This window comes from Dactylosporangium sp. NPDC049742, from assembly GCF_040674675.1.
GTDB classification, from domain to species: Bacteria; Actinomycetota; Actinomycetes; order Mycobacteriales; family Micromonosporaceae; genus Dactylosporangium; species Dactylosporangium maewongense.
On the sequence record NZ_JBFANF010000005.1, the window covers coordinates 124,553 to 149,002 of the forward strand.

Sequence of the window (24,450 nt, forward strand, 5' to 3'; positions counted from 1 at the left end):
GGACACCATGCGGCGGGCCTCCCCTTCCGACGCCGGGTTCAGCCTGGTCGAGACGCTGACGTCGATCGCGATCATCGGCGTGGTCATGACCGCGCTGACCACGTTCTTCGTGTCGACGACCACGACGCTCAACACGCAGCGCGGGCTGCAGAGCGCGGTCCGGATCGCCCACGACGGCGTCGACCTGGTCAAGTCGCTGCCGGGCTCGACCATCGTCTCCGGCCGCGGCGGGCTGGACGCGACGAAGCAGCTCAACGACCTCAAGGCGGGCGTCATCCCGGGCCTCGACCTGCCGGCCCTGCGCGACCTGCTCGCCACGATGACCCCGGCCTTCGACGACAGCCTCGGCCCGCTCGCCAAGAGCGTGGCGGTCCCGGCGCTGCCGATCGACCCGGAGCCGGTGACGGTCGCCGACGACCAGTTCAAGCGCTACTGGTTCGTCGGCTCCTGCAACATGCCGCTCGGCAACGACCTGACCAACCTGCAGGGCAAGCTCGACGAGCTCGGTCTCTGCAACCTGTTGTCGCTGCCCGGCGTCCTCACCGCACCGTTCTACCGGGTGATCGTCGCCGTCACGTGGAAGAACGACCGGGGCTGCGCGAGCACCGGCGGGGTCTGCTCCTACACGACACAGACCCTGGTCAGCGCGGCGACGACGGACCCGATCTTCAACCCGAGCATGACCGTCACGAAACCGCTGCCGGACAACCCCGGCAACAGGGCGGACGAGATCACGGTGCCGCTGGCGGCGCCGCTCACACTGAGCGCGACGACCGTCTACCCGCCGATGACCTGGGCCGTGGAGGGTCTCCCGCCCGGCCTGACGTGGACGCCGGCCGGTGTCATCAGCGGCACCCCGTCGACCGCCGGCACGTACGTCGTGCGGATCGTGGTCACGGACGCCATGTCGAGCAACGACGCGTCGTTCACCTGGACGGTGGCCGCGCTGCCGGCGCTCGCGCCGACCACCCAGGCCTGGGACCCGAACCTGCCCGTGTCCTACCAGGTGCCGCTGACCGGCGGGCTCGCCCCGCTCACGTGGACGGCGACCGGTCTGCCGGCCGGCCTGTCGATCAATCCCACCACCGGCCTCATCACCGGCACGAAGCCGGCGACCGCCGCGGCGACGAACACGGCGATCAAGGTGACGGTGGTCGACAAGAACGGCAAGACCGCCACGGCGACGTTCCAGCTGAACTGGAAGGTGGCGGTGCAGTTCCCGAACTCGACGACGCCGATCGCGTTGGACAAGGACGCGCAGTACACCGGGAACGTCATCGGGTACGGCGGCACCGCACCGTACACCTGGAGCGCGGAGGACATGCCGTCCGGGCTGTCCATCGACAGCGCGGGGAAGGTCACCGGCAAGGTGTCCGGCACGACCCGCTACCTGGTCAAGCTGATCGTCACCGACAGCAAGGGCGTGACCAACTCCACCCTGGTGCCGGTCACCGTCGCCGCGACCTCGGGGCTGCGGGTGACCGCGCCGTCCTACGACCCGAAGGTCTGGACGGCGAACCTGACCAGCGCCAAGGGCACGGCGTTCACCACCTTCCCCACCCTGGCCGCCACCGGCGGGACCGGAGCGCTGACCTGGACCCAGAGCGGCCTGCCCACCGGCGTCACGCTGAACGGCACCAAGATCTCCGGTACGCCGACCACGCCCGGCACGTATCCGGTCACCCTGACCGTGACCGACGCCAGCAAGGCCCAGTCGGTCTTCATGTTCGTCTGGACGGTGACCGCATGAACGGGCTCCTCAGGTTCACGGCGCGGCTGCGCCGGGACGACGGCGTCACCCTCGCCGAGATGGCCGTGACGACCGGCATCATGTCGGCGGTGATGGCCATCTTCACCACCGGTGTGGTGCAGCTGTTCCAGGCCGGCAACAACAACATGCTGGTCGCGATGACCCAGTCGCAGCTCAACACCGCGTTCCTGCGGCTGGACCGCAACGTGCGCTACGCGGCGGGGATCAGCCGGGAGCACACCGACACGGCCGGCAACATGCTCGTCGAGTACCTCAACACGGAGGTGACGGCCGGGCTCGAGCCGGAGTGCGCCCAGCTGGAGCTGAACCGGGCCAACAAGGTGCTGCGCCGCCAGGTGTGGCCTCAGGGGGCGAAGCTGCCCGGCAGGTGGGTCGTGCTCGCCAACGAGATCGACGTCGCGAAGAGCTCGTTCAAGCTGCTGCCCCCGGAGACGGACACCGGTTACCAGCGGCTGAGGATCGTCCTGGTGGTGGCCAGCAACCCCGGTCGCGGGCAGGCCGAGGCGACGACCGAGATCACGTTCACCGCGCTGAACTCCACCAGCAACACCAAGCCCGCCCAGATCTGCCCGGAGGCGAGCAGATGAGCATGTTCAAGCGGTTCCGTCTGCGCGACGACCGGGGTTCGCTGCCCCTCGCCATGATGCTGACCCTCGTCGGGACGTCGCTGTCGACGCTGATGGTGCCGGTGGTGATCACCCAGCTGCGCGACACCGCGGCGGTGGTCGACCGGGCCCAGGCGCTGCACGCCGCCCAGGCCGGCATCGACATCGTGATGGGCCGGATCCGCGGATCGCTCGGCGACATCGCCAACCTGGTCTGCATCCCGGAGCTCACCCCCCTGCGCGGCGTGATCGGCACCGTGGCCGCCGGCGTGACCGACATGCTGCCCAGCCGCTACCAGGTCTCCGTCGAGTATCAGGACCCGGTGAACAAGACGATCCCGTGTGTGCCAGCGCAGTCAGGGGTCCTGACGGTCCAGAAGGCGCCGGCCTACGCCGTCATCACGTCGCTGGGCACCGACAAGCCGGGCGCGGCCACCGACGACATCAAGGCCGGCGACCGACGGACCCGGAAGCTGTCGGCCACGTACGTCTTCCGGTTCACCAACGAGAACATCGAGGGCGGCCTGCTCCGCCTCTACGGCGGGGCGTACTGCCTGGACGCCGGCTCCGGCTCACCCGCCACCGGCACGATCGTCACCACCCAGCCGTGCAACACCGGCAGCTCGCGGCAGACGTTCGCGTACACGAAGGACCTGACGCTGCGGCTGGTCTCGTCGATGACCGCCAAGAACCCGCTCGGCATGTGCATCGACTCCGGCGCCGACCCGGTCGCCGGCGGGCTGCTGATGTTCCAGACCTGCGGGGTCAGCCCGGTCATCCCGTACTACCAGCGCTGGAGCCTCAACGACAGCTCCAACTTCCAGAACACCGCGAACAACGGCACCAGCCTCGGCTCGCTCTGCATGCACGCGAAGGCGGGCGCCACGAAGGGCGCCTTCATGGAGCTCACCACGTGCGGCGGCGCGTCGGACAACACCCGCACGTTCGCGCCGGACGCGACCGTGGGCGCCGGCGCCGCCGACGCACCCAACCAGCTGGTCAACTTCCAGCAGTTCGGCCGGTGCGTCGACGTCACCAACTTCGACGTCACCATCGGGTTCCTCATCGTGTGGCCGTGCAAGCAGGCCCCGGTGATCACCAGCGTCGGCTGGAACCAGCGCTTCGTGGTGCCGCTCGCACCCGACGAGAAGGGCACGGTCAGCGGCCGCATCACCACGTACGACAACAAGAACAACAAGACCTACTGCCTGACGACGTTCAAGCCGGGCGCCCCGCACTTCGTCACCATGAAGGCCTGCCCGGCGCTCCTCGCCGCCGAGGACGACAAGAAGGCCGTCGAGTGGAAGGTGTCGTACAAGGAAGGCACCTACGGGACGAGCTACATCATCGTCGACGCCTACGGCCAGTGCCTGAGCCCGACGGACCTCGACGACGCGAAGCTGCCCCCCGCGGACATCTTCAAGGGCAGCACCGTGGTCAGCAAGCTCACCACCGCGCCGTGCGACGGCGGCAAGCTGCAGAAGTGGAACGCGCCGGCGAACATCGCGAAGCCGACACCCCTGAAGAACGTCGGGGAGAAGTAGCGATCCCGTAGGGGGTGGCCTGACACCGGCCCGCGCCATAGATCAGGGTCGGGTCCGTGCATCGCCTGGATGGCTTCCGGCCTCGCGGTGACGAGGCTGGACGCCATGACCATCACCTGGGAGAAACCGGCGCTGCGGCCGGTCGGTCTCGGCCGGCAGGTCGGCATCGTGACGGCGGCGGTCGCCGCGTACTTCGGGGTCCGCGGCGCCACGGAGGCCGCCACGGACCAGGCCCTCGCCAACGCGGCGAAGGTCGTCGACTTCGAGAAGTCGGTGGGGCTGTTCCACGAGTCGTGGCTGCAGTCGACGTTCGCCGGCACCCCCGCCGTGGCGACGTTCTTCAACTGGATCTACATCTACGGGCACTGGCCGGTCATCGTCGCGACCCTGATCTGGCTCGCGCGGACCAACCCGGCGATCTACTACCGCACCCGCAACGCGATGCTGCTGTCCGGCGGGATCGGCCTGGTCGTCTTCATGCTCTTCCCGCTCGCCCCGCCGCGCCTGGCCGAGCTCGGCCTGGTCGACACCGTGACGCAGTCGGACGGCGCGTACCGGGTGCTCCAGCCGACGATGTTCACCAACCAGTACGCCGCGATGCCGAGCCTGCACGTCGGCTGGGACCTGCTCATCGGCCTGGCGATCCTGGCCGCGGCGTCCAAGTCCGCCGCCAGACCGCTGCTGCGGGCGTTCGGCGCGGCGATGCCGGTGCTGATGGTGGCCGCCGTCGTGCTGACCGCGAACCACTACATCGTCGACGCGATCGCCGGCGCCGCGCTCACCACCACCTGCTGGCTGGTCCTGCGGGCCCGGGAGCGGCGCCAGGTGCGCGGCTATGCCGGATGGGACGGTCTGGCCCTGCGTTAGGGCCTACGCTTTGCACATGGAACACCTGGAGCTGGAGCACCTCGGGTTCCCGGCGGACGTGATCCCGCTGCAGTACCAGGCGCTGCTGCTGTCCGACGACCGCCGGATGGAGGCGTTCGCCGGCGCGATCGCCCACACCGTCCAGCCCGGGTCCAGGGTCCTCGACCTCGGCTGCGGGACCGGCGTCCTGTCCTTCTTCGCCGCCCGGCAGGGCGCCACGGTGACCGCGATCGAGCGCGAGCCGCGGGTCTTCGCGACCGCCCGGGCGGCGCTGCGGGCGGCGGTCGGCGACGCCGTCACCGTCGTGCACGCCGACGCCCGCGACTACCTGCCCGAGGAGCCGGTCGACGTGGTGCTGTGCGAGATGCTGCACGTGGGCCTGCTCCGCGAGCGGCAGATCGAGGTCATCAACAGCTTCAAGCGCCGCTACCTGCGGCACATCGGCGGGCCGCTGCCGCGCTTCGTGCCTGAGGCGTGCGTGCAGGCGGTGCAGCCGGTCGAGCAGGACTTCACGTACTTCGGCTACACGGTGCCGGCGCCGGTGTTCCAGCTGCCGGAGAGCGTCCAGCCGCGCACCGTCGAGGCCGCCCCGCCGCAGGTGTTCCAGCAGTTCTTCTACACCGACCCGCTGCCGCACGACTGCGTCGGCGACCTGACCTTCGTCGCGGAGCGGCCGGCCGTGGTCAACGCGGTGCGCGTCATCACCAAGAACCTGTTGTCGCTGCTGTACGAGCCGCCCGGCTCCGTCGACTGGACCATGAACTACCTGGTCGTGCCGATGCGTGAGCCGGTCGAGGTGCTCCCCGGCGACGAGGTGCGGATCAGGTTCGACTACTGCCCCGGCGACGAGATCACCGTCCTCGCCGACAGCCTGACGGCCAGCGTCCCCGCCCACGCGCACTGATGCTCCGCTGGCTCGCGGTCCTCGCGGTCTTCCTGGTCCTCGGCGGGCTGTGGTGGCTCGTCGCCCGGCGCCGCTCCCCCGACCGGCGGCGGACGTTCGGCCTGGTCGCGTCGGTGTCGGGGACGCTGCCGTGGATCTGGATGATCCTCACGCCGTCGTCGCACGCGCGGCGGGTGCACCTGGACCCGGTCAGCGGCCTCGGCGGGATCCTGGCGTCCGGGTTCGCCGAGGCCGCCGTGCAGATCGTCGGCAACCTGCTCGTCTTCGCGGCGTTCGGCGCGTTCGCCCCGCTGCGCTGGCCGCGGTTCACCCTGGGCCCGGTGCTGCTGCTGGCGGCGGCCGGCTCGGCGACCGTCGAGGTGCTCCAGTACGTCCTGGACCTGGGCCGGGTCTCCGCCACCGACGACGTGCTGGTCAACACCCTCGGCGCGGGTCTCGCGTACGGGGCCGGGCGGCTGCTGCGGCCCGGCCCTGTGTCACGAGGCCTTGATGTGGAACCGCTCGTCGGCCACGAGGGCGGCGAGCCGGTCCTCGGGCAGCGGTAGCGCGGCGAGGCCCTTGTCGCCGCCGCCGGGCCGGTCGTCCGACTTCGCCTGGGCCAGGAAGACCACCGTGCCGTCCGGGTACCGGTAGGCCGCCCACTGGTCAAAGTCGCGGCCGGGGGCGCCGGTCGCGACGCCGACGGTCACCCCGGCCGTCGTCGTCACCAGCTTGCAGCTCGCCGGGGCGGTCCAGAACCCGCCCGCGACCGCGCAGGCGTCCCCGGCCGCGGCGACCAGGCCCGGCTCGTACACGGTGACCAGCAGCTGACCGACGCCGCCGTCCTTGCCGAGCTGGGTGCTGGCCAGGTAGGACCAGGCGTCCTTGCCGCCGACCTTGCCCTCGTACTGGGCCTGCGACATGCGTGACGAGACCAGCTGGTCGGTGCCCGGGTTGTCCAGCGCCGTGTACGCCGCGGGCACGATCGCGAGGAGGTCCCGCATGAGCTGCTCGCCCTGGTCGAACCTGTGGCCGGCGCGGGCGGTGCGGTCCTGCTGCGGCTGCCCGTCGGGGCCGGTCGGCCAGACCTCCTTGGTCTCGGTGCCCGCCCCGGGCGCGGTGACGGTCGCGTTGGCGGCCGGCGGCGTCTGCCCCGGCGCCCCCACCTGCAGCGGCGCGCCCGCACCGGGCCCGCCGGCGACCGCGACCGCCACGGCGGCGACGATTGCGGTCACCCCGAGGCCGGCGCCGCCGGCGACGAGGTTGCGGCGGCGGACCGCCCGGCGGCCGGTGGTGACGGCCACCGCCGGTGACATCGGCGGCGGCGGGGTAGAGCTGTCGAGGGCGTCGCGCAGCGACACCCGGAAGTCGTCCTCGTTCATGTCTGCGTCCTCGTCGCTTGCGAGTGGCTGCTGGTCTGCAAGTGCGTGCGAAGGGTCTGCAGCCCCCGCGCGGCCTGGCTCTTCACGGTGCCGGTGGTGCAACTGAGCAGGGCCGCCGTCTCCTCGACGGACAGGTCCTCCCAGTACCGCAGGATCAGGACCGCCCGCTGCCTGGCCGGCACGGCGGCGAGGGCGGCGAGCAGCGCGATCCGGTCGTCGGGCGCCCGGTCGTGGCTGACGGCGTCCAGCGGCCGGTCGGTGACCCGCACCCGGTGCCACCAGCCGAGCCGGCGATCGTCCAGGAACACCCGGAAGAGCGTCTGCCGCAGGTACCCGTCGAGGGCCTCGTGCCGGCTGACCCGGTCCCACACCAGGTACAGCTTGGTGAACGCCACCTGCGTCAGGTCCTCGGCCCGGTGCCAGTCGCCGCACAGCAGGAACGCCGTGCCGCGCATCGCGTCCGACCGCGCGGCGAAGTACTCGGCGAACGCCGTGTCCCGATCCGTCATGCGTAACTCACGGGTCCGGCGGTCCGATCGGTTGCACGGACCGCCGGAAAACATCCGTCCCGATACAGTCGGTACGTGACCACGGACAACCCGTTCTTCGCCGCGAGTGACCTGCCATACCAGCTGCCGCCCTTCGACCGCATCGAGACCGGGCACTACCTGCCCGCGTTCGAGCGGGGCATGGCCGAGCAGCGGGCGGAGGTCGAAGCCATCGCCAGCCTGCCGGAGCCGCCGACGTTCGACAACACCCTCGTCGCGCTGGAGCGCTCCGGACGCGTCCTGCAGCGCGTGTCCGCCGCGTTCTTCAACGTCACCAGCTCGGACACCAGCCCCGAGGTGCAGGAGATCGAGTCGCGGGTGGTGCCGCTGCTGTCCGCGCACGGCGACGCGATCATGCTGGACCGGCGGCTCTTCGAGCGCATCGAGCAGCTGTACGCCCGGCGCGACGCCCTCGCCCTCGACGCCGAGCCGGCCTGGCTGCTGGAGCGGTACCACACCGAGTTCGTCCGGGCCGGGGCGCGGCTGTCCGAGCAGGAGCACGTGCGGCTCCGGGAGCTCAACGCGGAGCTGGCGGCGCTCGCGACCGAGTTCGGCAACAAGGTCCGCGACGGCATGAAGGCCGCCGCCGTCGTCGTCGAGGACGCCGCCGACCTGGCCGGGCTGTCCGCCGACGCGATCGCCGCCGCCGAGGTCGCCGCCCGCGACCGGGGCCTGACCGGCGGGTATGCGCTGAACCTGATCCTGCCGACGGCCCAGCCGGCGCTCGCGTCGCTGCACAGCCGCGAGGTCCGGGAGCGGCTGCACACCGCCTCCGTCGGGCGCGGCATCGGTGGCGGTGCCGCGGGTGGGGACCACGACACGACCGCGCTGGTGCTGCGGATCGTGCGGCTGCGGGCGGAGCGGGCGCGGCTGCTCGGCTTCGAGCACCACGCGGCCTACAACATCGCCGACAACACCGCCCGCAGCGTCGGCGCGGTCCAGGAGATGCTGGCGAAGCTCGCCCCGGCCGCGGTCGCCAACGCCCGGATCGAGGCCGAGGACCTGCAGGAGGCGATCGGCGACGCGTTCACCCTGCAGCCGTGGGACTGGGCGTACTACACCGAGCAGATCCGCCGGGACCGCTACGCGATCGACGAGGCGGAGCTGCGGCCGTACTTCGAGCTGGAGCGGGTGCTGCGCGACGGCGTCTTCCACGCCGCCGGCCGGCTGTACGGCATCCGGTTCGAGGAGCGGCCGGACCTTCCCGCGTACCACGGCGACGCCCGCGTCTTCGAGGTCTTCGACCGCGACGGCGGGCCGCTCGGGCTGTTCATCGGCGACTTCTTCACCCGGCCGTCGAAGCGCGGCGGGGCGTGGGCCAACGCGCTCGTGCCGCAGTCGCGGCTGTTCGGCACCGCGCCGGTCGTCGTCAACAACCTCAACATCAACCGGGCGCCGGAGGGCGAGCCGACGCTGCTGACGCTCGACGAGGTCCGCACCCTGTTCCACGAGTTCGGCCACGCGCTGCACACCCTCTTCTCGCAGGTGCACTTCCCGAAGTTCGCCGGCACGCGGGTGCCGCGCGACTTCGTCGAGTACCCGTCGCAGGTCAACGAGGTGTGGATGCTGTGGCCGGAGGTCCTGGCCAACTACGCCACGCACCACCGGACCGGCGAGCCGCTGCCGCAGTCGGTGGTGGAGCGGCTGCAGGCCGCGGAGCAGTTCAACAAGGGCTTCGCGACCACCGAGTACCTGGCCGCCACGCTGCTCGACCTGGCCTGGCACACGCTGACCGTCGAGGAGGCCGAGGCGGTCACCGACGTGCTCGCCTTCGAGGCGGCGGCGCTGGAGCGGGCCGGCGTCGCGGTGCCGTTCGTGCCGCCGCGCTACCGGACCGCCTACTTCGCGCACATCTTCAGCGGCGCCGCGTACAGCGCCGGCTACTACTCCTACATCTGGAGCGAGGTCCTCGACGCGGACACCGTCGACTGGCTCACCGAGCAGGGCGGCCTGCGCCGCGAGCTCGGGGACGCGTTCCGTGACGGGCTGCTCGCCAAGGGTGGCAGCGCGGACTCGATGGAGGTCTACCGGGCGTTCCGCGGTCGCGATCCGTTGATCGAGCCGCTACTCAAGCGTCGCGGACTGATCACTGTTCCTTAGGTTTTGTTAAGACGACTACCGGATGGGGCGCCGCGTTCCCTAAGCTTGCGCGGTGCGTGGCGCCACCCCCCGGCGTAGGCCCGCTGCCGCACGCCGCCTGCATTTCAGCAGGATGGTGCTGCTTGCCGCGGTCGCTCTCGTCGCCTCACTGGTCAGCGTCGGTGTCTCCTGGGCGATCTTCCCGGAGGAGCCGGCGGCGGTCACCGACGACACCTCCTTCGATGCCGCCAAGTTCTACGAGACGAACGCCCGGGCCAACGCGGCCCGCGGGGTCGAGCTGGCCTCCGCCCCGGGCGCGTCCCTGGTGCCGAAGCCGGTCGCCGGGCTGACCCAGGCGGCGACCAACAACGCGTTCATCGTCATCGAGGTCGGCCGGCAGATGGGGCTGCCCGAGCGCGCGTACGTCGTGGCGATCGCGACCGCGCTGCAGGAGACGTACCTGAAGAACATGGCCAACCCGAAGGTCCCCGCGTCGCTGAAGCTCCCGCACGAGGGCACCGGCACCAACTACGACTCGATCGGCATCTTCCAGCAGCGGGTCAGCATCTGGGGCACGGTCGAGCAGCTGATGGACCCGGCGATCGCGTCGGCGAAGTTCTACACGAGGCTGATGAAGGTCTCCGGCTGGCAGTCGATGAGCGTCACCGGCGCCGCCCAGGCCGTGCAGCGCAGCGCCTTCGCCAGCGCGTACGCCAAGCACGCCACCACCGCGCAGAAGATCGTCGACCAGCTGACCGACTGAGCCCGCCCCTCGTCCGGCGGGTTCCGCACTTCTCGACACTGGTCCAACCAGTTGATGTGTGAGACAGTCACCGCGTGACGTTGACGCCGGCTCCCCGCAGCTCCGTGTCCGACCACGTGTTCGCGCAGCTGCGCGACGCGATCGTCAGCGGCGCCTACGCACCCGAGTCCCCGCTCCCCAGCGAGCGGGACCTGGCGGCGACGTTCGAGGTGAACCGGCACGCCGTCCGGGAGGCCCTGCGGCGGCTGCAGCAGCTCGGCCTGGTGAAGGTCAGCCAGGGCGGCGCGACCCGGGTCCTCGACTGGCGGGCGCACGCCGGGCTCGACCTCGCCATGTCCAGCGGCGACATCCTGCCGGTCGGCACCCTCGTGCGCGACATGATGGAGATGCGCGCCTGCCTGGGCGCCGACGCCGCCAGGTTGTGCGCGCTGCGCGGTACACCCGCCGCCAAGGAACACGTGACGGCCTGTGTCGACGCGCTCGCCGCCGCCGCGCCCGACCTGGACCGCATGGGCGAGGCGAACATCGCGCTGTGGCGGGCGATCGTGGCCGGCAGCGGCAACGTCGCGTACCTCCTCGCGTTCAACAGCCTCGTCAGCGGCGCGCTCGCCGTCGGGCACGTCCCGCCCACGCTGCGCACCGCCGAGCTGCTCGACGTCGCCGGGCACCGCCGGCTCGGCGCGCACATCACCGCCGGCGCCGCCGACTCGGCCTTCGCCGCGGCCCAGGCCCTGCTCACCGCCCCGCTCTCGGATCGCAAGGAGACCCGAGCATGATCCCCGCCGTGCTCTACGCCGTGCCCGCGTTCCTGCTGCTGATCGTCATGGAGGCGGTCTCGTACCGCTTCCTGCCCGACGACGAGGAGCGCGGCTACGAGGTCCGCGACACCACCACCAGCCTGTCCATGGGCCTCGGCAGCCAGATCATCGGCGTGCCGTGGAAGATCCTGGTCGCGCTCGCGTTCGCCGGCCTCTACGTCCTCACCCCGCTCAAGCTCGACCCGACCAGCCCGTGGACGTGGGTGCTGCTCTTCTTCGCCGACGACTTCGCGTACTACTGGTTCCACCGGCTGCACCACGAGGTCCGCGTCTTCTGGGCCGGCCACGTCGTGCACCACTCGAGCGTCTTCTTCAACCTGTCCACGGCGCTGCGGCAGAGCTGGACGCCGATGACCGGCACCCCGTTCTGGCTGTTCCTGCCGCTGCTGGGCATCCCGCCGTGGATGGTGTTCCTGCAGCAGTCGATCAGCCTCGCCTACCAGTTCTTCCTGCACAGCGAGCGGGTCGGCCGCCTGCCGGCGGTCATCGAATGGTTCTGGAACACCCCCTCGCACCACCGGGTCCACCACGGCGCCAACCCCGAGTACCTGGACCGCAACTACGGCGGCATCCTCATCGTCTGGGACCGGCTCTTCGGCACGTTCGAGCCCGAACAGGCCCGCGTCGTCTACGGCCTGACGAAGAACATCGGCACCTACAACCCGCTGCGGGTCGCCACCCACGAGTACCGCGACATCTGGCGCGACGTGCGGACGGCGGCCACGTGGCGGCAGCGGCTGCGGTTCGTGTTCGGCCGTCCCGGCTGGCAGCCGGCCGCATGAAGCTCTGGCTCTTCCTCGCCGCCGCGGCGGTGGAGCTCACGGGCGTCGCGCTGTCGTGGGAGCCGCTGCAGTGGGTCGCCAAGCCGCTCCTCGCGCCGCTGCTGCTCTGGCACCTGGGGCGCTTCTGCCTCGTCGGGTGGGGCCTGGTCTTCGCGACCGCGGGCGACGTGGCGCTCCTCGTGCCGGGCACCGTGCCCTTCCTGCTGGGCATGGCGTGCTTCCTCGGCACGCAGATCTGCTTCCTGGTCGCCTTCCTGCGGCACGGCCGTCCCCGCCGGCTCGTCGCGCTCGGCTACGGGATCCTGTGGGCCGTGCTGAACGCCGTGCTCTGGCCGTCGCTGGGCGATCTGCGGGTGCCGATCCTGGTGTACAGCCTGGCGTTGAGCGCGATGGCGGCCGCGGCGTGGGCCGTCTCCCCCGTCGTCGCCGCCGGCGGCTTCCTGTTCCTGCTCTCCGACCTGCTCATCGGCCTGGGCGCCGCCGGCCTGGGCTTCCCGGGTCGCAACCTGGTCGTCATGGCGACCTACATCGCCGCGCTGTACCTCATCGTCTCGGGCGTCCTGTCACGCGACGGGACCGGCGAACGAGTCGCGCGGGCGTAGCGGCGCCCCCGGGGGGCGGCGTGCGCCCTCCTCACAGCATGCCGTGTTCGATGATCCAGGAGAGGTTGGCGGTCTCCTCGTAGGAGAAGTCCAGGCTCACGATGACGGCGAAGCGGCGGTCGATCTGGTACGGGGTGTAGCGGTGGACGGCGCACTCCATCCAGATCGGGATGCGCGATGCCGGGTTGGCCAGGACGGCATGCTTGCCACAGCGGTGCTCCATGGGCCGAAACGCTAACCAGATACGGCGGGCATACGTCAGCCTGCTGCCTGATACTCCATTTGGTGTACGGGACGGTGCCTCCGCGCGGACGACGACCTGGCGACGCCGGGCTCATAGCGTTCGGCACCATGACGAAGAGGAAGATGGTCGCCGCGTTCGCCGCGGTCACGTTCATCGCCGTGCTCAGCGGGTCCGGCGAGCACCTCGCGGAGGGGTCGCTGCCGCTCGCGACGACCCTGGCCGCGCTGCTCTGGGCGCAGCTGCGGTGGCCGATCACCGGGCTGGTGACGGGCATCTGCAGCGTCGTGGCGATGCGCGTGGCGGAGCTGACGACGGGCGGCTGGCTGTGGCCGGTGACGCTGCTGTACGTGTCGGCGACGCTGGCCCCCAAGCCGCGCCTGCGGGTCGTCGTCGTGATCGGCGCCGTCCACGCGGTCACGGCGTTCAACCTGGAGTGGACGGTGCTCCAGCACGGCGCGGCGCGGACGCTGCAGCACGTCGGGCCGGACGCGCTGTGGCTGACGGCGGCGCTCGCCGTGACCGTCGCGGCCGGCAACTGGCAGCGCTGGACACGGACGGCGATCGAGCAGCAGCGGGCCGAGGAGCGGCTGCGGGTCGCGCGGGAGGTGCACGACACGGTGGCGCACACGCTGACCGTCGTCGGGGTGCACCTGAACGTCGCCGCGGACGCCCTGGACAGCGCGCCGGACGAGGCCCGGGAGGCGCTGCGGCTGGCCCAGGACGTGCGCCGCAAGGCGATGGGCGACCTGTCCTCGCTGGTCGGGGTGCTCCGCGACGACCGCCGGCCGCCCGCCGAGCCGCTGGACCTCGCGGCGCTGGTGTCGCAGGTACGCGAGGCGGGGCTCGACGCGCGGCTCACCGTCGCCGGCGGGGACGCGCCGCTGCCGGTCCGCACGGCGGTCGGCCTGGTGGTGCGGGAGGCGCTGACGAACACGGTCCGGCACGCCGGCGCGCGGACCGTCACCGTCGACGTCCGCTACGGGCCGGTGACGGAGGTGACGGTCACCGACGACGGCGCGGGCTCCCGGCGGGCCGAAGGGCACGGGCTGACCGGGATGCGCGAGCGCGTCGAGGCACTCGGCGGGTCGCTCACCACGCGGGGCGACGGGGGCTTCGCCGTACACGCGACAATCCCCGCATGACGGTCAACGTGCTGCTCGCCGACGACCAGGCCCTCGTGCGCGCCGGGTTCAGCAGCCTGCTGCGGCGCACGAGGGACATCACGGTCGTCGGCGAGGCGTCCACCGGCGACGAGGCGGTCCGGGAGGCCCGGCGGCTGCGGCCCGACGTGGTGCTGATGGACATCCGGATGCCCGGCCTCGACGGGATCGCCGCGACCGGGCGGATCGTCGCGGACCGGGAGCTCGCCGGGACGAGGGTCGTGATCCTGACGACGTTCGAGACGGACGAGAACGTGTTCGCGGCGCTGCGGGCCGGCGCGAGCGGCTTCCTCACCAAGGAGGTCGAGCCCGACGAGCTGCGCCGCGCGGTCCGGGTCGTGGCGGCCGGCGAGGCGCTGCTGTCGCCGAGCGTCACGGCCCGGGTGATCGGGCAGTTCGCGCACCGCCCGGCCGGGCCGTCGGGGGTGCCCGACGACCGGCTCGCCGGGCTGACCCCGCGGGAGGTCGAGGTGGTCCGGCTGGTCGCCGCCGGGCTGTCCAACGAGGAGATCGCGCGGGAGCTGTTCATCAGCCCGCTGACCGCGAAGACCCACGTGACCCGGGCGATCGCGAAGGCCGGCGTCCGGGACCGGGTGCAGCTGGTGATCCTCGCCTACGCCACGGGGCTCGCCGCGTCCTGAGCCCTGCGCCGCCACACACCACTTCTCCCCTGTCTCCCTTCCGGCGCGGCAGCGGCGACAGTTCCCACCGAACGCTCCCCCGGATAAGTCCGGCACAAGTGCCGGACTTATCCTACATATCGCATTTGTCGGGTGTGTTTCCGAGCGGGACAACTAAGCCCGAACCCAGTAAGCGGCGCGCCAAGGCGAGCACCGCGGCGGACATCGCGTCGTCACCGTGATCGAAGTCGTGCCGTGGTCGTCCGCGCAGCCAGAACCGTCCTTCGATCACCGCGACGGCCGGCTCGCCAACCCTGTCGCGACCACAGAAGGCTCCCCGACCACCAGCGCACCGAGACGAGCACCAGCAGCACCAGCGGGCATCCCATGGTCGCCAGCGAGCACCGGCCGGCATCGCGTGGTCGCCGTGATCGAAGTCGTGCCGCGGTCGTCCGCGCAGCCAGAACCGTCCTTCGATCACGGCGACGGTCGGCTCGCCGGCGCGGTAACGGTCGGCTCGCCGGCACGGTGGCGGCTGGCTTGTCGGCCGTGGCGTGGTGTGGCCCGCGGCGGGCTGGCGGGTGGTCAGGGTTTGTGCTGGTCGATGCCGTAGCCGTTGCACTGGCGGCCGCCGTTGATGCAGTGGGCGACGAGCGCGGCCTGGCGGGCGGCGTCCCAGCCGTTCATGAAGTCGTAGTGGAACGAGGAGCCGTTGCCGGAGGAGTACTGCAGGCCCGAGGTGTCGCCGCCGGGCAGCTTGTAGGGCACCTTCATCTCGAACATGGGCAGCGGCACCGGGTTGCCCGCGGGGCACACGCCGTTGACCGGCCAGACGACGTGCGACTTGTGGTCGGCGCTGTCGAGGCTGCGCCCGTCCCAGCAGCTCGGCGCCTGCATCCGGACGATCAGCGACGACCCCGGCGGGCACGACGGCGGGATGGCCTTGCCGAGGTAGCTCCCGCAGTTCCAGGTGCCGGTGAACTGCCCGGCGTCCTGCAGCCGCATGTCGCCGACGATGAGCCGGAACCCGGCGGGGAACGGCTGCACGGTCCGGTAGTCCTTGACGCCGGACTTGTAGTAGATGGTGACCTTCTCGGGCTGCACGACGGCGCCGTTGCGGGTCAGCGTCGGGAACCAGTAGGACGACGCGTCGAGCGTGTCCTCGCAGGACGTCCTGCCCTTCAGCAGGGTCTGCGGGGTGGAGGTCGCGTTCGCGGCGGGGTTGCCGACGAACGTGTGGTTGTGCGCGGCGCCGGCGAGCCCGGGGAAGACGATCGGGTCGTCGCTGAGGCGGTGGGTCTCGGTGCAGTTGGCGTGGAACTCGCGGTACTGCGCCTGCGGTGGCTTGTCGGTGAACGTCTTGACCGGCGAGGCGGTGGCCGTCGGCACCGGCGCCGCGGACCCGGCCCCAGACGCAGACGGACTTACCGGATTTGTCGGATTCGCCGGTACTGGGGACGAAGGCGACGAAGGCGCCGGCTGGCCGGTCACGATCGGGCCCTGGTTGGGGTCGCAGGCGGCGAGCAGCAGGCCTGCCGCCAGGAGAAGCCCGAGTTGTCTGCGCACGGTTGTGGTGCCTTTCGGTTCGACGGTGCCACCCGCCGCCGAACCTATGACCGGCCCGCCCGGGCGGTCATGAGTCGAAAGTCCCAGTGCTCCAGCGGACCACCGCCTCGGTGCGGCTGCCGACCTGGAGCTTGGCGAAGATGTTGTACAGGTGGTTCTTCACCGTCTTCTCGGTCAGTCGCAGCCGGTCGGCGATCGCCGCGTTGGACAGCCCGTCGCAGAGCAGGTCGAGGACGTCGCGCTCGCGGTCGGTGAGGCCGAACCGGTCCCGGGCCGCCCGCCGGCTGCCCTGCTCGCGCAGCGCGGAGGTGGCGACGGACGCGGCGACCGGCGACAGCCAGCCCTGCCCGGCGGCGACGGCGCGGACGGCGCGGAGCAGGTCGGGCGGGTCGAAGTGGCCGTGCACCAGGTAGCCGCGGGCGCCGCCGCGCAGCATCGAGGCGATCACCCCGGGCGTGGCGTCGCTGGTGAGGGCGAGCACCGCGGTGTGCCGGGCCAGCTCGTCCACGATGGACAGCCCGTCGGCGATCGGCATGCGGTGGTCCAGGAGCGTCACGTCGGGCCGGTGCCGCAGCGCGAGGGCGAGCGCGTCGCGGCCGTTGCCGGCCTCCCCCACGACCCGGACGTCGTCGCTGAGGTCGAGCACGCCCCGCAGCGCCTCCCGCACGACCGGGTTGTCGTCCACGACGAGCACGCGGATCGTCACGGCAGGGCCTCCAGCGGGACGGCAGCGATGATCTCGGTGCCCCGGCCGGGTGCGGAGGACACCCGCAGCGAGCCGCCGACCGCCCTGGCCCGCTCCGCCATGCCGACGATGCCGAGGTGGCCGTCGGCCTGCAACACGGCGAGGTCCCGCGGGACGAAGCCACGGCCGTCGTCCCTGACCCTGAGCTCGAGGCGGTCGCCGGCCCGGCGGACCGCGACGTCGACCCGCCACGCGCCGGCGTGCCGGGCGACGTTCTGCAGCGCCTCGGCCAGGATGCGCACCAGCTCGTACCGCACCTCGACGCCGGGCTCCGCCGGCTCCGCGGCGACGCGGACCGGGATCCCGGACCGGTCGGACCAGTCGCGGGCGGTCGCCCTGACCGTGTCGGCGAAGCTGAGGTCGAGGTGGTCGATCCGCAGCCCCTCGAGGAGCTCGCGGGCCTCCCGGGCGGCGGCCTCCGCGCCGCGGGAGACGGTGCCGGCGAGCCGTTCGGCCAGGTCCGGGTGGCGGCGCAGCGACTGCGGCAGGGCGAGCGCGGCGAACGACACCCCGCGCAGCGTCTTGGCGACCGAGTCGTGCAGCTCCCGGGCCAGCCTGGCCCGTTCGGAGGCGGCCGCGGAGCGCTGCGCGGCGGCGACCACGTCGACGGCGAGGTCCAGGTGGCGCTGCAGGGCGCCGGCCGCGGCGGCCGCCCCGATCCCGGCGAGCACGCTGATCATCGGGAACGCGACGACGAACGCGGCCACGTCCGGCGGCGGGTCGTTGGCGCGCAGGACCGCTCCGGCGGCGGCGAACCCGAGGGCCGCCTGCACCACCCACAGCAGCAGCGCCCGCATCCCGAGCAGCGCCCCGCCGAGCGCGGCAGACCCGGCGACGTAGCAGAAGAACGCCATCCCGCCCCGGCTGAGCAACAGCACCGCCACGGCGACCGCCAGGTCCACGGCGAGCGCCGGCCACGGGTGCCGGGTCACCGCGGGCCACCGCGTCAGGGCGCTCACCTCCGCGACGGTGCCGGCCGCGACCGTCGCGACCACCGCCACGATCCGCCACCAGTCGTCGACGAGCAGCAGCCCGGCCGCCGCCGCGGTCGCCGCGATCGCCGCCCGCCCGAGCAGCACCGCCCGCGCGATCGCCGCGGGCGCCGCTGGTTGAACAGGATGTGGCGGCATCAGTGCAGCTGGAGGTCGTCGACGAAGAAGCGGTAGGCGTTGGGCAGCATGTCGGTCGCGACGACCAGGTCGATGCGGCGGACCGGGCGGCCGGGCGCGAGCTCGCGCAGGTCGACGTCGAACGGGGTCCACACGTCGACGGGGGCGGTGAGCACGAGCGGCGGCGTGCCGGCCGGGTCGGGTGTCGCGGACACCGTGACGCGCAGGACCGTGCCGTGGACGCGGCCGCCGTAGACGCGGAACGTGAGCCGGCTCGCGGCCACCGGGGTGGCGGCGACGAGGGCCACGGCGGCGGTCTTCTCCTTCGGCTCGACCCGCAGCGCCACCTGGTCGGTGCCGGGCAGGACGCCGTTGGTGACGACCTTCACCCCGACGCTGTGGACGCTCCATCCGGTGCCGACGGCGGCGCCGTAGACGGTGCAGGCGGGCCTGGCGCTGCCGGCGGTGCCGCACGGGGACGCCGCTGGAGCAACCGGGGACGCGGGCTGCGACTGCGCCGCAGACCCACCGGAGTTGCCGACCGCGGACGGCGAGGCGCCGGCCGCCGGTACCGGCGAAGAAACCGCTGCGGGACCGGCTGAGGGCGACGGGTCGCGGTCGCGCGGCAGCAGCAGCGGTGGCACACCGACCGTGACCAGGCCGATGGCGACCGCCAGCATGCCGAGCCTGACCCGTCGCGAGAATATGCGGCGACCCTACTGGAATCCGCGGTTATGGTGGACGCACCATGACGACGACGAGCGCGGCCACGCGACGACGACGGTAACCACACCGCCGTCCGTCCCCGCCTTTGCCTTCCTCGCCTGGAGTCTCACGATGGTCGTGCCGTCGTTCGCCGCGCTGCTCGCCGCCCGGATCACCGCCGCCCTCCCGTCCGTCCCGGCCGGCTTCGACCCTCAGGTCCGCCTGTCGGAGCACGCCGACCTGCAGGCCGACGGCGTCCTGGCGCTCGCCCGGCCGCTGCGGCGGCCCCCGCGGCAGCTCGCCGCCGAGGTCGCCGCCTCGCTGCCCGGCGGCATCGTCGCGGACGTGCGGGTCGCCGGGCCCGGCTTCCTCAACGTCACGCTGACCGGGGAGGCGCTGCTCGGCCGGGTCGCGGAGCGGCTCGCCGACCCGCGGCTCGGGGTCGGGCTGCCGGAGACCGGCGTCCGGACGGTGCTGGACTATTCGCATCCGAACGTGGCCAAGGAGATGCACGTCGGGCACCTCCGGTCGACGATCATCGGCGACGCCCTCGCCCGGGTCCTGACCCACCTCGGCGGCACCGTCGTGCGGCAGAACCACATCGGCGACTGGGGCACCCAGTACGGGATGCTCATCCAGTACCTGGCGGAGCACCCGGCGGACACGTCGGCGCTCACGCAGCGGTACAAGACGGCGTACGCGCTGTTCCAGGCCGACCCCGCGTTCGCGGCGCGGTCGCGGGCGCGGGTCGTGGCGCTGCAGGGCGGCGATCCGGACAGCCTCGCCGCCTGGCACGCGATGGTCGAGGAGTCGACGCGCTACTTCTCCGACGTGTACGAGCGGCTCGGCGTCCTGCTCACCGCCGCCGACATCGCCGGGGAGAGCAGCTACAACCCGATGCTGGCCGGCGTCGCCGGGGACCTGGCCGCCGCGGGCGTGGCCCGGGTCAGCGACGGGGCGCTGTGCGTGTTCGCCGACGGCGCCGACGCGCCGCTCATCGTGCGCAAGAGCGACGGCGGGTTCGGGTACCCCGCCACCGACCTGGCCGCCGTCCGGCACCGGGTCACGACCCTGCGGGCCGACCGGATCGTCTACGTCGTCGACGCGCGGCAGGCGCCGCACTTCCGGATGGTGTTCGACACGGCACGGCGGGCCGGCTGGCTGCCGCCGGAGGTCGAGGCGGTGCACGCCGCGTTCGGGATGGTGCTGGGCGCGGACGGTCGGCCGTTCAAGACCCGGTCCGGCGACACGGCCCCGCTCGTCGGGCTGCTCGGCGAGGCGGTCGAGCGGGCCACGGCGGTCGTCGCGGCGAAGAACCCGTCGCTGCCCGCCCCGGAGCTCGCCGAACGGGGCCGGGAGGTCGGGATCGGCGCGGTGAAGTACGCCGACCTGTCCACCAGCCGGACCCGCGACTACCTGTACGACCCGGACCGGATGATGGCGCTGACCGGCAACACGAGCGTGTACCTGCAGTACGCGCACGCACGGCTGCGGTCGGTGCTGGCGAAGGCCGGCTCCGCCGTGCCGCCGGTGCGGGCCGACGCGCCGCTGGAGGACGTGGAGCGGGCGCTGATCCTGCGGCTGGACGGGTTCGGCGACGTCGTCGCGGGCGTCGCGGCCGGCTGCGAGCCGCACCGGCTCTGCACGTACCTGTTCGAGCTCGCGCAGGCGGTGACCGCCTTCTACGAACGGTGCCCCGTGCTCAAGGCGCCCGAACCCGTGCGGGGCAACCGGATCGCGCTGTGCGCGCTGACCGCCTCGACGCTGGCGACCGGCCTCGGCCTGCTCGGGATCGCGGCTCCTCCACAGCTCTGAGCCCTCGCTCTTGCCGCCCTTTCCGCGACGGTACGGCGGCCCTTACGGCGTCGGACCCCCGGTGTGCAGCTCTCCCGGGCGCCACAACCCGCTGCATACACGCTGATCAATGCCCGCGTTTGCGGCCTTTGCCCCATAGACGTTGCGCGATCCACCCCCAGTTTGATCTTCAAAATGCAGGTGGATCGCGCAACATCGATGCCGGAGGGGCGCAGAAGGAATCGATCACCGTCTCAACACCGGCGGCGCCGGACCGGACCACCCGGACCCCGCACCCGACAGCCGCACAGACGAGGCATCGATCGGCGCCTCAACGCTGACGGCAGCAGACCGGACCGCCCGAACCCACACTCGGCGCCGCACAGACATTGGCCAATGCCCGGATTTGCGGCTTCCACCCCTGGACACCGCACCCCTGCCATGCGGACATTGATCGCACTCGGCGCCAGCCGTGCTCGGCGTCAGCAGCGAACCATCGATGTCGGAACAGCACGTGAAGCATTGATCAGCGTCTCGACGCCAGCGACGCCAGACCCGACCACCCGGACACCACACCCAGCACCACACAAACATTGGTCAATGCCCGGACTTACGACTTCCGCCCCCTGGACGCCACACCCGTCGCCCCGACGCCGACGACACCAGACCCGACCACCCAGACACCACACCCAGCACCACACAAACATTGGTCAATGCCCGGGTTTGTGGCTTCTGCCCCTGGACGCCGCACCCCGTTGTGCGGACACTGACCGCACCGGTGTCAGTCGTGCTCGGTGTCAGCAGCGCGCGATGTCAGCCGCACGGGATCAGTCGCGGTCGGCGTCGGCGAGGTCGCTTTCGCGCGGAAGGCCCGGGTCGGCGTCGCACGATTCGGCAGACACGGCGCCGATGGCCGTCACGTCGGACGCCGCGCCGGAGGCCAGGTCAGACCCGTCGGCCGAGTCGGGTGTCGCGCCGGCCGCGGGTGCCGGCCCGTCGGCAGGGACGGTCCGGGCTGCGGCGGCATCAGCCCCCTGCGCCGGGACGGCTGCCCGGTGGACGTCGACATCGCCCGCCGCCCGGTCACCGGCATCACCGACCGCCGGAACGTCCGCGCCTCCCGCCACCCGGACGTCGACATGACCGACCGCCCGGACCTCGGCATCACCCACGAACCGGACGTCGGCGTCACCAACCGCCTCGGCAGAGGTGGCGTTCTGGTCGGCGATGTCGTCGGGCGCCGGCTTCGAGACGGCGGCGCACGGCGAGGCTTGGTCGGCGGGGCCGGGCTGCGACGGGACGGCAGGCGTGACGCTGGCGGCGGGCGTGGTGCCGGCCGCGGCGAGCGTGACGCCGGCGGCGGTGGACTGGAGGGCGGCCGCCTCGCCGCGCCACGGGCGGCCGAGGCGGGCGTGGCGGTGGCGGTCGGCGGCGCGGGCGGCGCGGTAGAGCCGGACGTACAGCGCGGGGGCGGCCCTGATGAGCAGCACCGCCGCGGCGAGGACGACCTGCCGGTGCCGGAGCGCGGACCAGGCGTCGCGGGGGCGCAGGCCGCGGCGGGCGGCGCCGACCGCGTCCCAGGCGTCGGCGGACAGCTCCCCCGCCGACGAGCGGGCCGCGGCGCCCGCGACCGCGAGGGCGCCGGCCCTGAGGCGGAAGTGCTGCCGGGCGGCGGGCGAGCCGGCGCCGTCGAGGACGAACAGGGCCTCGTCGACGGCGGCGGCGCGCTCGGCGGTGCGCGGGTTGAAGCGGGACACGGGGCGGCTCAGGTGGAAGTACGCGGGGCCGGCGACGAACGCGACCGTCCGCGCCCGCAGCAGCAGCCAGGCCATGACGGCGACGTCCTCGTGGCGCGGCCCGTGCGGGAAGGCGAGCCCGTCGAGCAGGTCCCGGCGGACGAGCTTGTTCGTCACGCCGGAGCGGATGCGGCGGAAGAGGAACTCCTCGACGGCCTGCGGGCCGGTCCACACCGTGGCGGTGTCGCGGGGCGGCAGCGGCGGGCCGGTGACGCCGTCCTCGGTGACGGGCACCGTGCCGGCCACGACGATGTCGGCGCGGTCCTCGTCGCCGAGGACGGCCGAGGTGAGCGAGGCGAGCAGCTCCGGGTCGACCCAGTCGTCGCCGCCGACGAACCAGACGTACTCGCCGGTCGCCGCGGCCAGGCCCGTGTTGCGGGCCGCGGCCAGCCCGCGCGGGGCGTCGTGCCGCAGCACCCGCACCGGGAACGGTGCGCCGGCGGGCACCGGCCCCAGCTCGTCGGTGTCGTCGACGACGACCAGGTCGACGGTGACGCCGTCGGGCACCCGGGTCGCGAGCAGTGAAGGCAGGGCGCGAGCGGTCCTGCAGACGGGCATGATGACGCTGACCGTGACACTCATCGCCTGGTCACCTCCACTTCGGTCAACGATCCAGCCGCGGGGTGCGACGCGCGCGGGACCGGGGCGGGGATCGCGCCCAGGGCGGTGGCGTAGGCCTCCGCGAGCGCGGCGGCCTGCGCCTGGGGCGTGTGCCGGGCGGCGAACGCCTCCTGCAGCCGCGGCCGTGACGGCCGCCCGGTGGCGAGGACGGTGCCGAGCTCGGCGGCGACGGCCTCGGCGGTGCCGAGGTCCGGGTCGAGGCCGATGGAGTCCAGGGCGGGGATGCTGCGGGCGACCAGCGGCAGCCCGGCCGCGGCCGCCTCCAGCAGCGGCAGCGGGCAGCTGTCCCAGGCGGCCGTGTGCAGGTACGCGTCGGCGGCGGCGAGATGGTTGCGCACCTCCGCCGGTGACCGCCAGCCGGTGACCCGGACGCCGGCGGCGCGCAGGGCGGCCTCGCCGCGCGGGTCGCCGCCGCCGACCCACGTCCAGGTGACCCCCGGCGGGTCGGGCAGCAGGGCCTTGACCCGCAGGAGGAAGTCGAAGTCCTTCTGCGCGCCGACCCGGCCGACGGTGACGACCGACCCCGTGTGCCGGGTGCGGTCCGGGCGGGCGGGGCGGGCGCGGGTCGTGTTGGGCACGACGACGGCGGGGATGCCGAGCTCGGTGGCGAGGCCGGCCTCGCGCGGGCTGACGCAGACGGCGAGGTCGGTCGAGGCGGCGACGGCCCGCTCCGCGCCGCGCAGCAGGCGCAGCGCGACGGCCGGCAGGTCGGTGCGTTCGAAGCCGAAGCAGTGCGGCGTGTAGAGGATCGCGGGCCCGGTCGCGGACCGGGCGACCGCCGGGATCACGGTGCGCCCGACGAGGCCGGCCCGGCCGCCGTGCAGGTGCACGACGCGGGGCGCGACGGCGGGCAGGGTCTCGCGCAGCGCCCGGCCGAGGGAGACCAGGCCACCGCTCAGGCCGCCGCCGGCGTCGCGGCTGCCGGCGAACAGGTCCTCGAACCGGACCGGCAGGTCGGGGGCCGCCGTGCGGGCGCGGCCTCGACCGGCTCTGCCGGCCCTGCCGCGGAAGAGCAGGTGGTGCTCGAACTGGGGCGTGGAGCGGACGAACTCGACGATCGCGGCGGCCGTGCCGCCGCTCATCGACTCGGTGACGTGCAGGATCCTCGGGGTCTCTCGCCGCATGGCAACCTCCCGTTCAGCCGTGCACGGAGAGTATCAGTCAAACCACGCTATGTAGGCGCAAATCGGGCACGCCGCGCGATCAACTGGAGAGCGCTCTCCACTCGCGCCTTAAGTTCCGCTGAGCTGCGCCCGGAATGTGCGCTTTCGCACCCGCAGAGCGTCGCCACGTATTGACGGACCGGCCACACGGGCGCAACATTTGGGAGAGCGCTCTCCAACGGGCGCTTCCCCGCCACCCGGTACCACCGCCGGCACCGGCGACGCGCGCGACCGCCTCACGCGCGTCAGGCACCACCGGACCGGCGACGGCGCCCGCCCACAC

General features: G+C 72.8%; 23 protein-coding genes. 14 read left to right on the plus strand and 9 right to left on the minus strand.

The annotated features are described in order from the left end of the window. Positions 1-7: 7 nt before the first annotated feature. The 6 genes from AB0J72_RS09160 (at position 8) to AB0J72_RS09185 (ending at position 6,236) form a co-directional block, all read left to right on the plus strand. On the plus strand, positions 8-1,750 hold the full coding sequence (locus tag AB0J72_RS09160) for an Ig domain-containing protein (RefSeq protein WP_363396584.1): 1,743 nt from the start codon (positions 8-10) through the stop codon (positions 1,748-1,750). Continuing rightward, entirely contained in the window at positions 1,747-2,358 is a 612-nt protein-coding gene (locus AB0J72_RS09165) for a hypothetical protein (RefSeq protein ID WP_363396588.1), read from the plus strand. Before AB0J72_RS09160 ends, AB0J72_RS09165 begins: the two co-directional genes overlap by 4 nt. Then, positions 2,355-3,920 carry an RICIN domain-containing protein gene (locus AB0J72_RS09170; RefSeq protein ID WP_363396591.1) on the plus strand — a complete coding sequence of 522 codons (1,566 nt, stop codon included), beginning with the start codon at positions 2,355-2,357 and terminating at the stop codon, positions 3,918-3,920. The genes AB0J72_RS09165 and AB0J72_RS09170 overlap by 4 nt, the downstream gene beginning before the upstream one ends. A gap of 105 nt (positions 3,921-4,025) precedes the next feature. Next, the gene (locus tag AB0J72_RS09175) at positions 4,026-4,787 is read left to right on the plus strand and encodes a phosphatase PAP2 family protein (protein WP_363396594.1); all 762 of its coding nucleotides are present in this window, start codon (positions 4,026-4,028) and stop codon (positions 4,785-4,787) included. Between the two features lie 16 nt (positions 4,788-4,803). Next, positions 4,804-5,691 (plus strand): methyltransferase domain-containing protein, encoded by an 888-nt coding sequence (locus AB0J72_RS09180; RefSeq protein WP_363396597.1) that lies wholly within the window; start codon positions 4,804-4,806, stop codon positions 5,689-5,691. After that, a complete protein-coding gene (locus AB0J72_RS09185; protein ID WP_363396600.1) occupies positions 5,691-6,236 on the plus strand; it encodes a VanZ family protein in 546 nt (181 codons plus the stop codon). Before AB0J72_RS09180 ends, AB0J72_RS09185 begins: the two co-directional genes overlap by 1 nt. On the opposite strand, the gene AB0J72_RS09190 is transcribed toward AB0J72_RS09185, so the two are convergent. Next, positions 6,168-7,052 (minus strand): hypothetical protein, encoded by an 885-nt coding sequence (locus AB0J72_RS09190; protein WP_363396603.1) that lies wholly within the window; start codon positions 7,050-7,052, stop codon positions 6,168-6,170. The genes AB0J72_RS09185 and AB0J72_RS09190 overlap by 69 nt on opposite strands. Beyond that, entirely contained in the window at positions 7,049-7,561 is a 513-nt protein-coding gene (locus AB0J72_RS09195) for a SigE family RNA polymerase sigma factor (RefSeq protein WP_363396606.1), read from the minus strand. The genes AB0J72_RS09190 and AB0J72_RS09195 overlap by 4 nt, the downstream gene beginning before the upstream one ends. A gap of 75 nt (positions 7,562-7,636) precedes the next feature. Here AB0J72_RS09195 and AB0J72_RS09200 point away from each other — a divergent pair, with 75 nt between their 5' ends. From AB0J72_RS09200 to AB0J72_RS09220, 5 genes are all read left to right on the plus strand, one after another. After that, positions 7,637-9,700: a M3 family metallopeptidase gene (locus AB0J72_RS09200; RefSeq protein WP_363396609.1), complete on the plus strand. Its 2,064-nt coding sequence runs from the start codon at positions 7,637-7,639 to the stop codon at positions 9,698-9,700. 112 nt (positions 9,701-9,812) lie between these two features. Then, complete coding sequence (locus tag AB0J72_RS09205) at positions 9,813-10,442, plus strand: hypothetical protein (protein WP_363396612.1); 630 nt, start codon at positions 9,813-9,815, stop codon at positions 10,440-10,442. 74 nt (positions 10,443-10,516) lie between these two features. Next, a complete protein-coding gene (locus tag AB0J72_RS09210; protein WP_363396615.1) occupies positions 10,517-11,218 on the plus strand; it encodes a GntR family transcriptional regulator in 702 nt (233 codons plus the stop codon). Continuing rightward, entirely contained in the window at positions 11,215-12,042 is an 828-nt protein-coding gene (locus AB0J72_RS09215; RefSeq protein ID WP_363396618.1) for a sterol desaturase family protein, read from the plus strand. Before AB0J72_RS09210 ends, AB0J72_RS09215 begins: the two co-directional genes overlap by 4 nt. Continuing rightward, a complete protein-coding gene (locus tag AB0J72_RS09220; RefSeq protein ID WP_363396621.1) occupies positions 12,039-12,644 on the plus strand; it encodes a lysoplasmalogenase in 606 nt (201 codons plus the stop codon). Before AB0J72_RS09215 ends, AB0J72_RS09220 begins: the two co-directional genes overlap by 4 nt. Positions 12,645-12,675: 31 nt before the next feature. On the opposite strand, the gene AB0J72_RS09225 is transcribed toward AB0J72_RS09220, so the two are convergent. Continuing rightward, the gene (locus tag AB0J72_RS09225) at positions 12,676-12,867 is read right to left on the minus strand and encodes a hypothetical protein (protein WP_344506080.1); all 192 of its coding nucleotides are present in this window, start codon (positions 12,865-12,867) and stop codon (positions 12,676-12,678) included. Between the two features lie 128 nt (positions 12,868-12,995). On the opposite strand from AB0J72_RS09225, the gene AB0J72_RS09230 reads away from it, so the two are divergent. Both AB0J72_RS09230 and AB0J72_RS09235 read left to right on the plus strand, forming a co-directional pair. After that, complete coding sequence (locus AB0J72_RS09230) at positions 12,996-14,030, plus strand: histidine kinase (protein ID WP_363396624.1); 1,035 nt, start codon at positions 12,996-12,998, stop codon at positions 14,028-14,030. Then, the gene (locus AB0J72_RS09235; RefSeq protein WP_363396627.1) at positions 14,027-14,689 is read left to right on the plus strand and encodes a response regulator transcription factor; all 663 of its coding nucleotides are present in this window, start codon (positions 14,027-14,029) and stop codon (positions 14,687-14,689) included. Before AB0J72_RS09230 ends, AB0J72_RS09235 begins: the two co-directional genes overlap by 4 nt. Positions 14,690-15,253: 564 nt before the next feature. On the opposite strand, the gene AB0J72_RS09240 is transcribed toward AB0J72_RS09235, so the two are convergent. From AB0J72_RS09240 to AB0J72_RS09255, 4 genes are all read right to left on the minus strand, one after another. Continuing rightward, positions 15,254-16,057, minus strand: a complete 804-nt coding sequence (locus AB0J72_RS09240; RefSeq protein WP_363396630.1) for a DUF1996 domain-containing protein — start codon at positions 16,055-16,057, stop codon at positions 15,254-15,256. A 244-nt stretch (positions 16,058-16,301) separates the two neighbouring features. Next, entirely contained in the window at positions 16,302-16,940 is a 639-nt protein-coding gene (locus AB0J72_RS09245; protein WP_363396633.1) for a response regulator transcription factor, read from the minus strand. After that, on the minus strand, positions 16,937-18,109 hold the full coding sequence (locus tag AB0J72_RS09250; protein ID WP_363396636.1) for an ATP-binding protein: 1,173 nt from the start codon (positions 18,107-18,109) through the stop codon (positions 16,937-16,939). Before AB0J72_RS09250 ends, AB0J72_RS09245 begins: the two co-directional genes overlap by 4 nt. Beyond that, positions 18,109-18,768 carry a hypothetical protein gene (locus AB0J72_RS09255; protein ID WP_363396639.1) on the minus strand — a complete coding sequence of 220 codons (660 nt, stop codon included), beginning with the start codon at positions 18,766-18,768 and terminating at the stop codon, positions 18,109-18,111. Before AB0J72_RS09255 ends, AB0J72_RS09250 begins: the two co-directional genes overlap by 1 nt. 157 nt (positions 18,769-18,925) lie before the next feature. Between AB0J72_RS09255 and argS the strand changes: the two genes are divergently transcribed. Then, positions 18,926-20,608: an arginine--tRNA ligase gene (gene argS / locus AB0J72_RS09260; RefSeq protein ID WP_363396642.1), complete on the plus strand. Its 1,683-nt coding sequence runs from the start codon at positions 18,926-18,928 to the stop codon at positions 20,606-20,608. An 806-nt stretch (positions 20,609-21,414) separates the two neighbouring features. Here the strand turns inward: argS and AB0J72_RS09265 are convergent. Further along, positions 21,415-22,965: a glycosyltransferase family 2 protein gene (locus tag AB0J72_RS09265; RefSeq protein WP_363396645.1), complete on the minus strand. Its 1,551-nt coding sequence runs from the start codon at positions 22,963-22,965 to the stop codon at positions 21,415-21,417. Continuing rightward, on the minus strand, positions 22,962-24,128 hold the full coding sequence (locus AB0J72_RS09270) for a glycosyltransferase family 4 protein (protein ID WP_363396648.1): 1,167 nt from the start codon (positions 24,126-24,128) through the stop codon (positions 22,962-22,964). The genes AB0J72_RS09265 and AB0J72_RS09270 overlap by 4 nt, the downstream gene beginning before the upstream one ends. Positions 24,129-24,450: the final 322 nt, after the last annotated feature.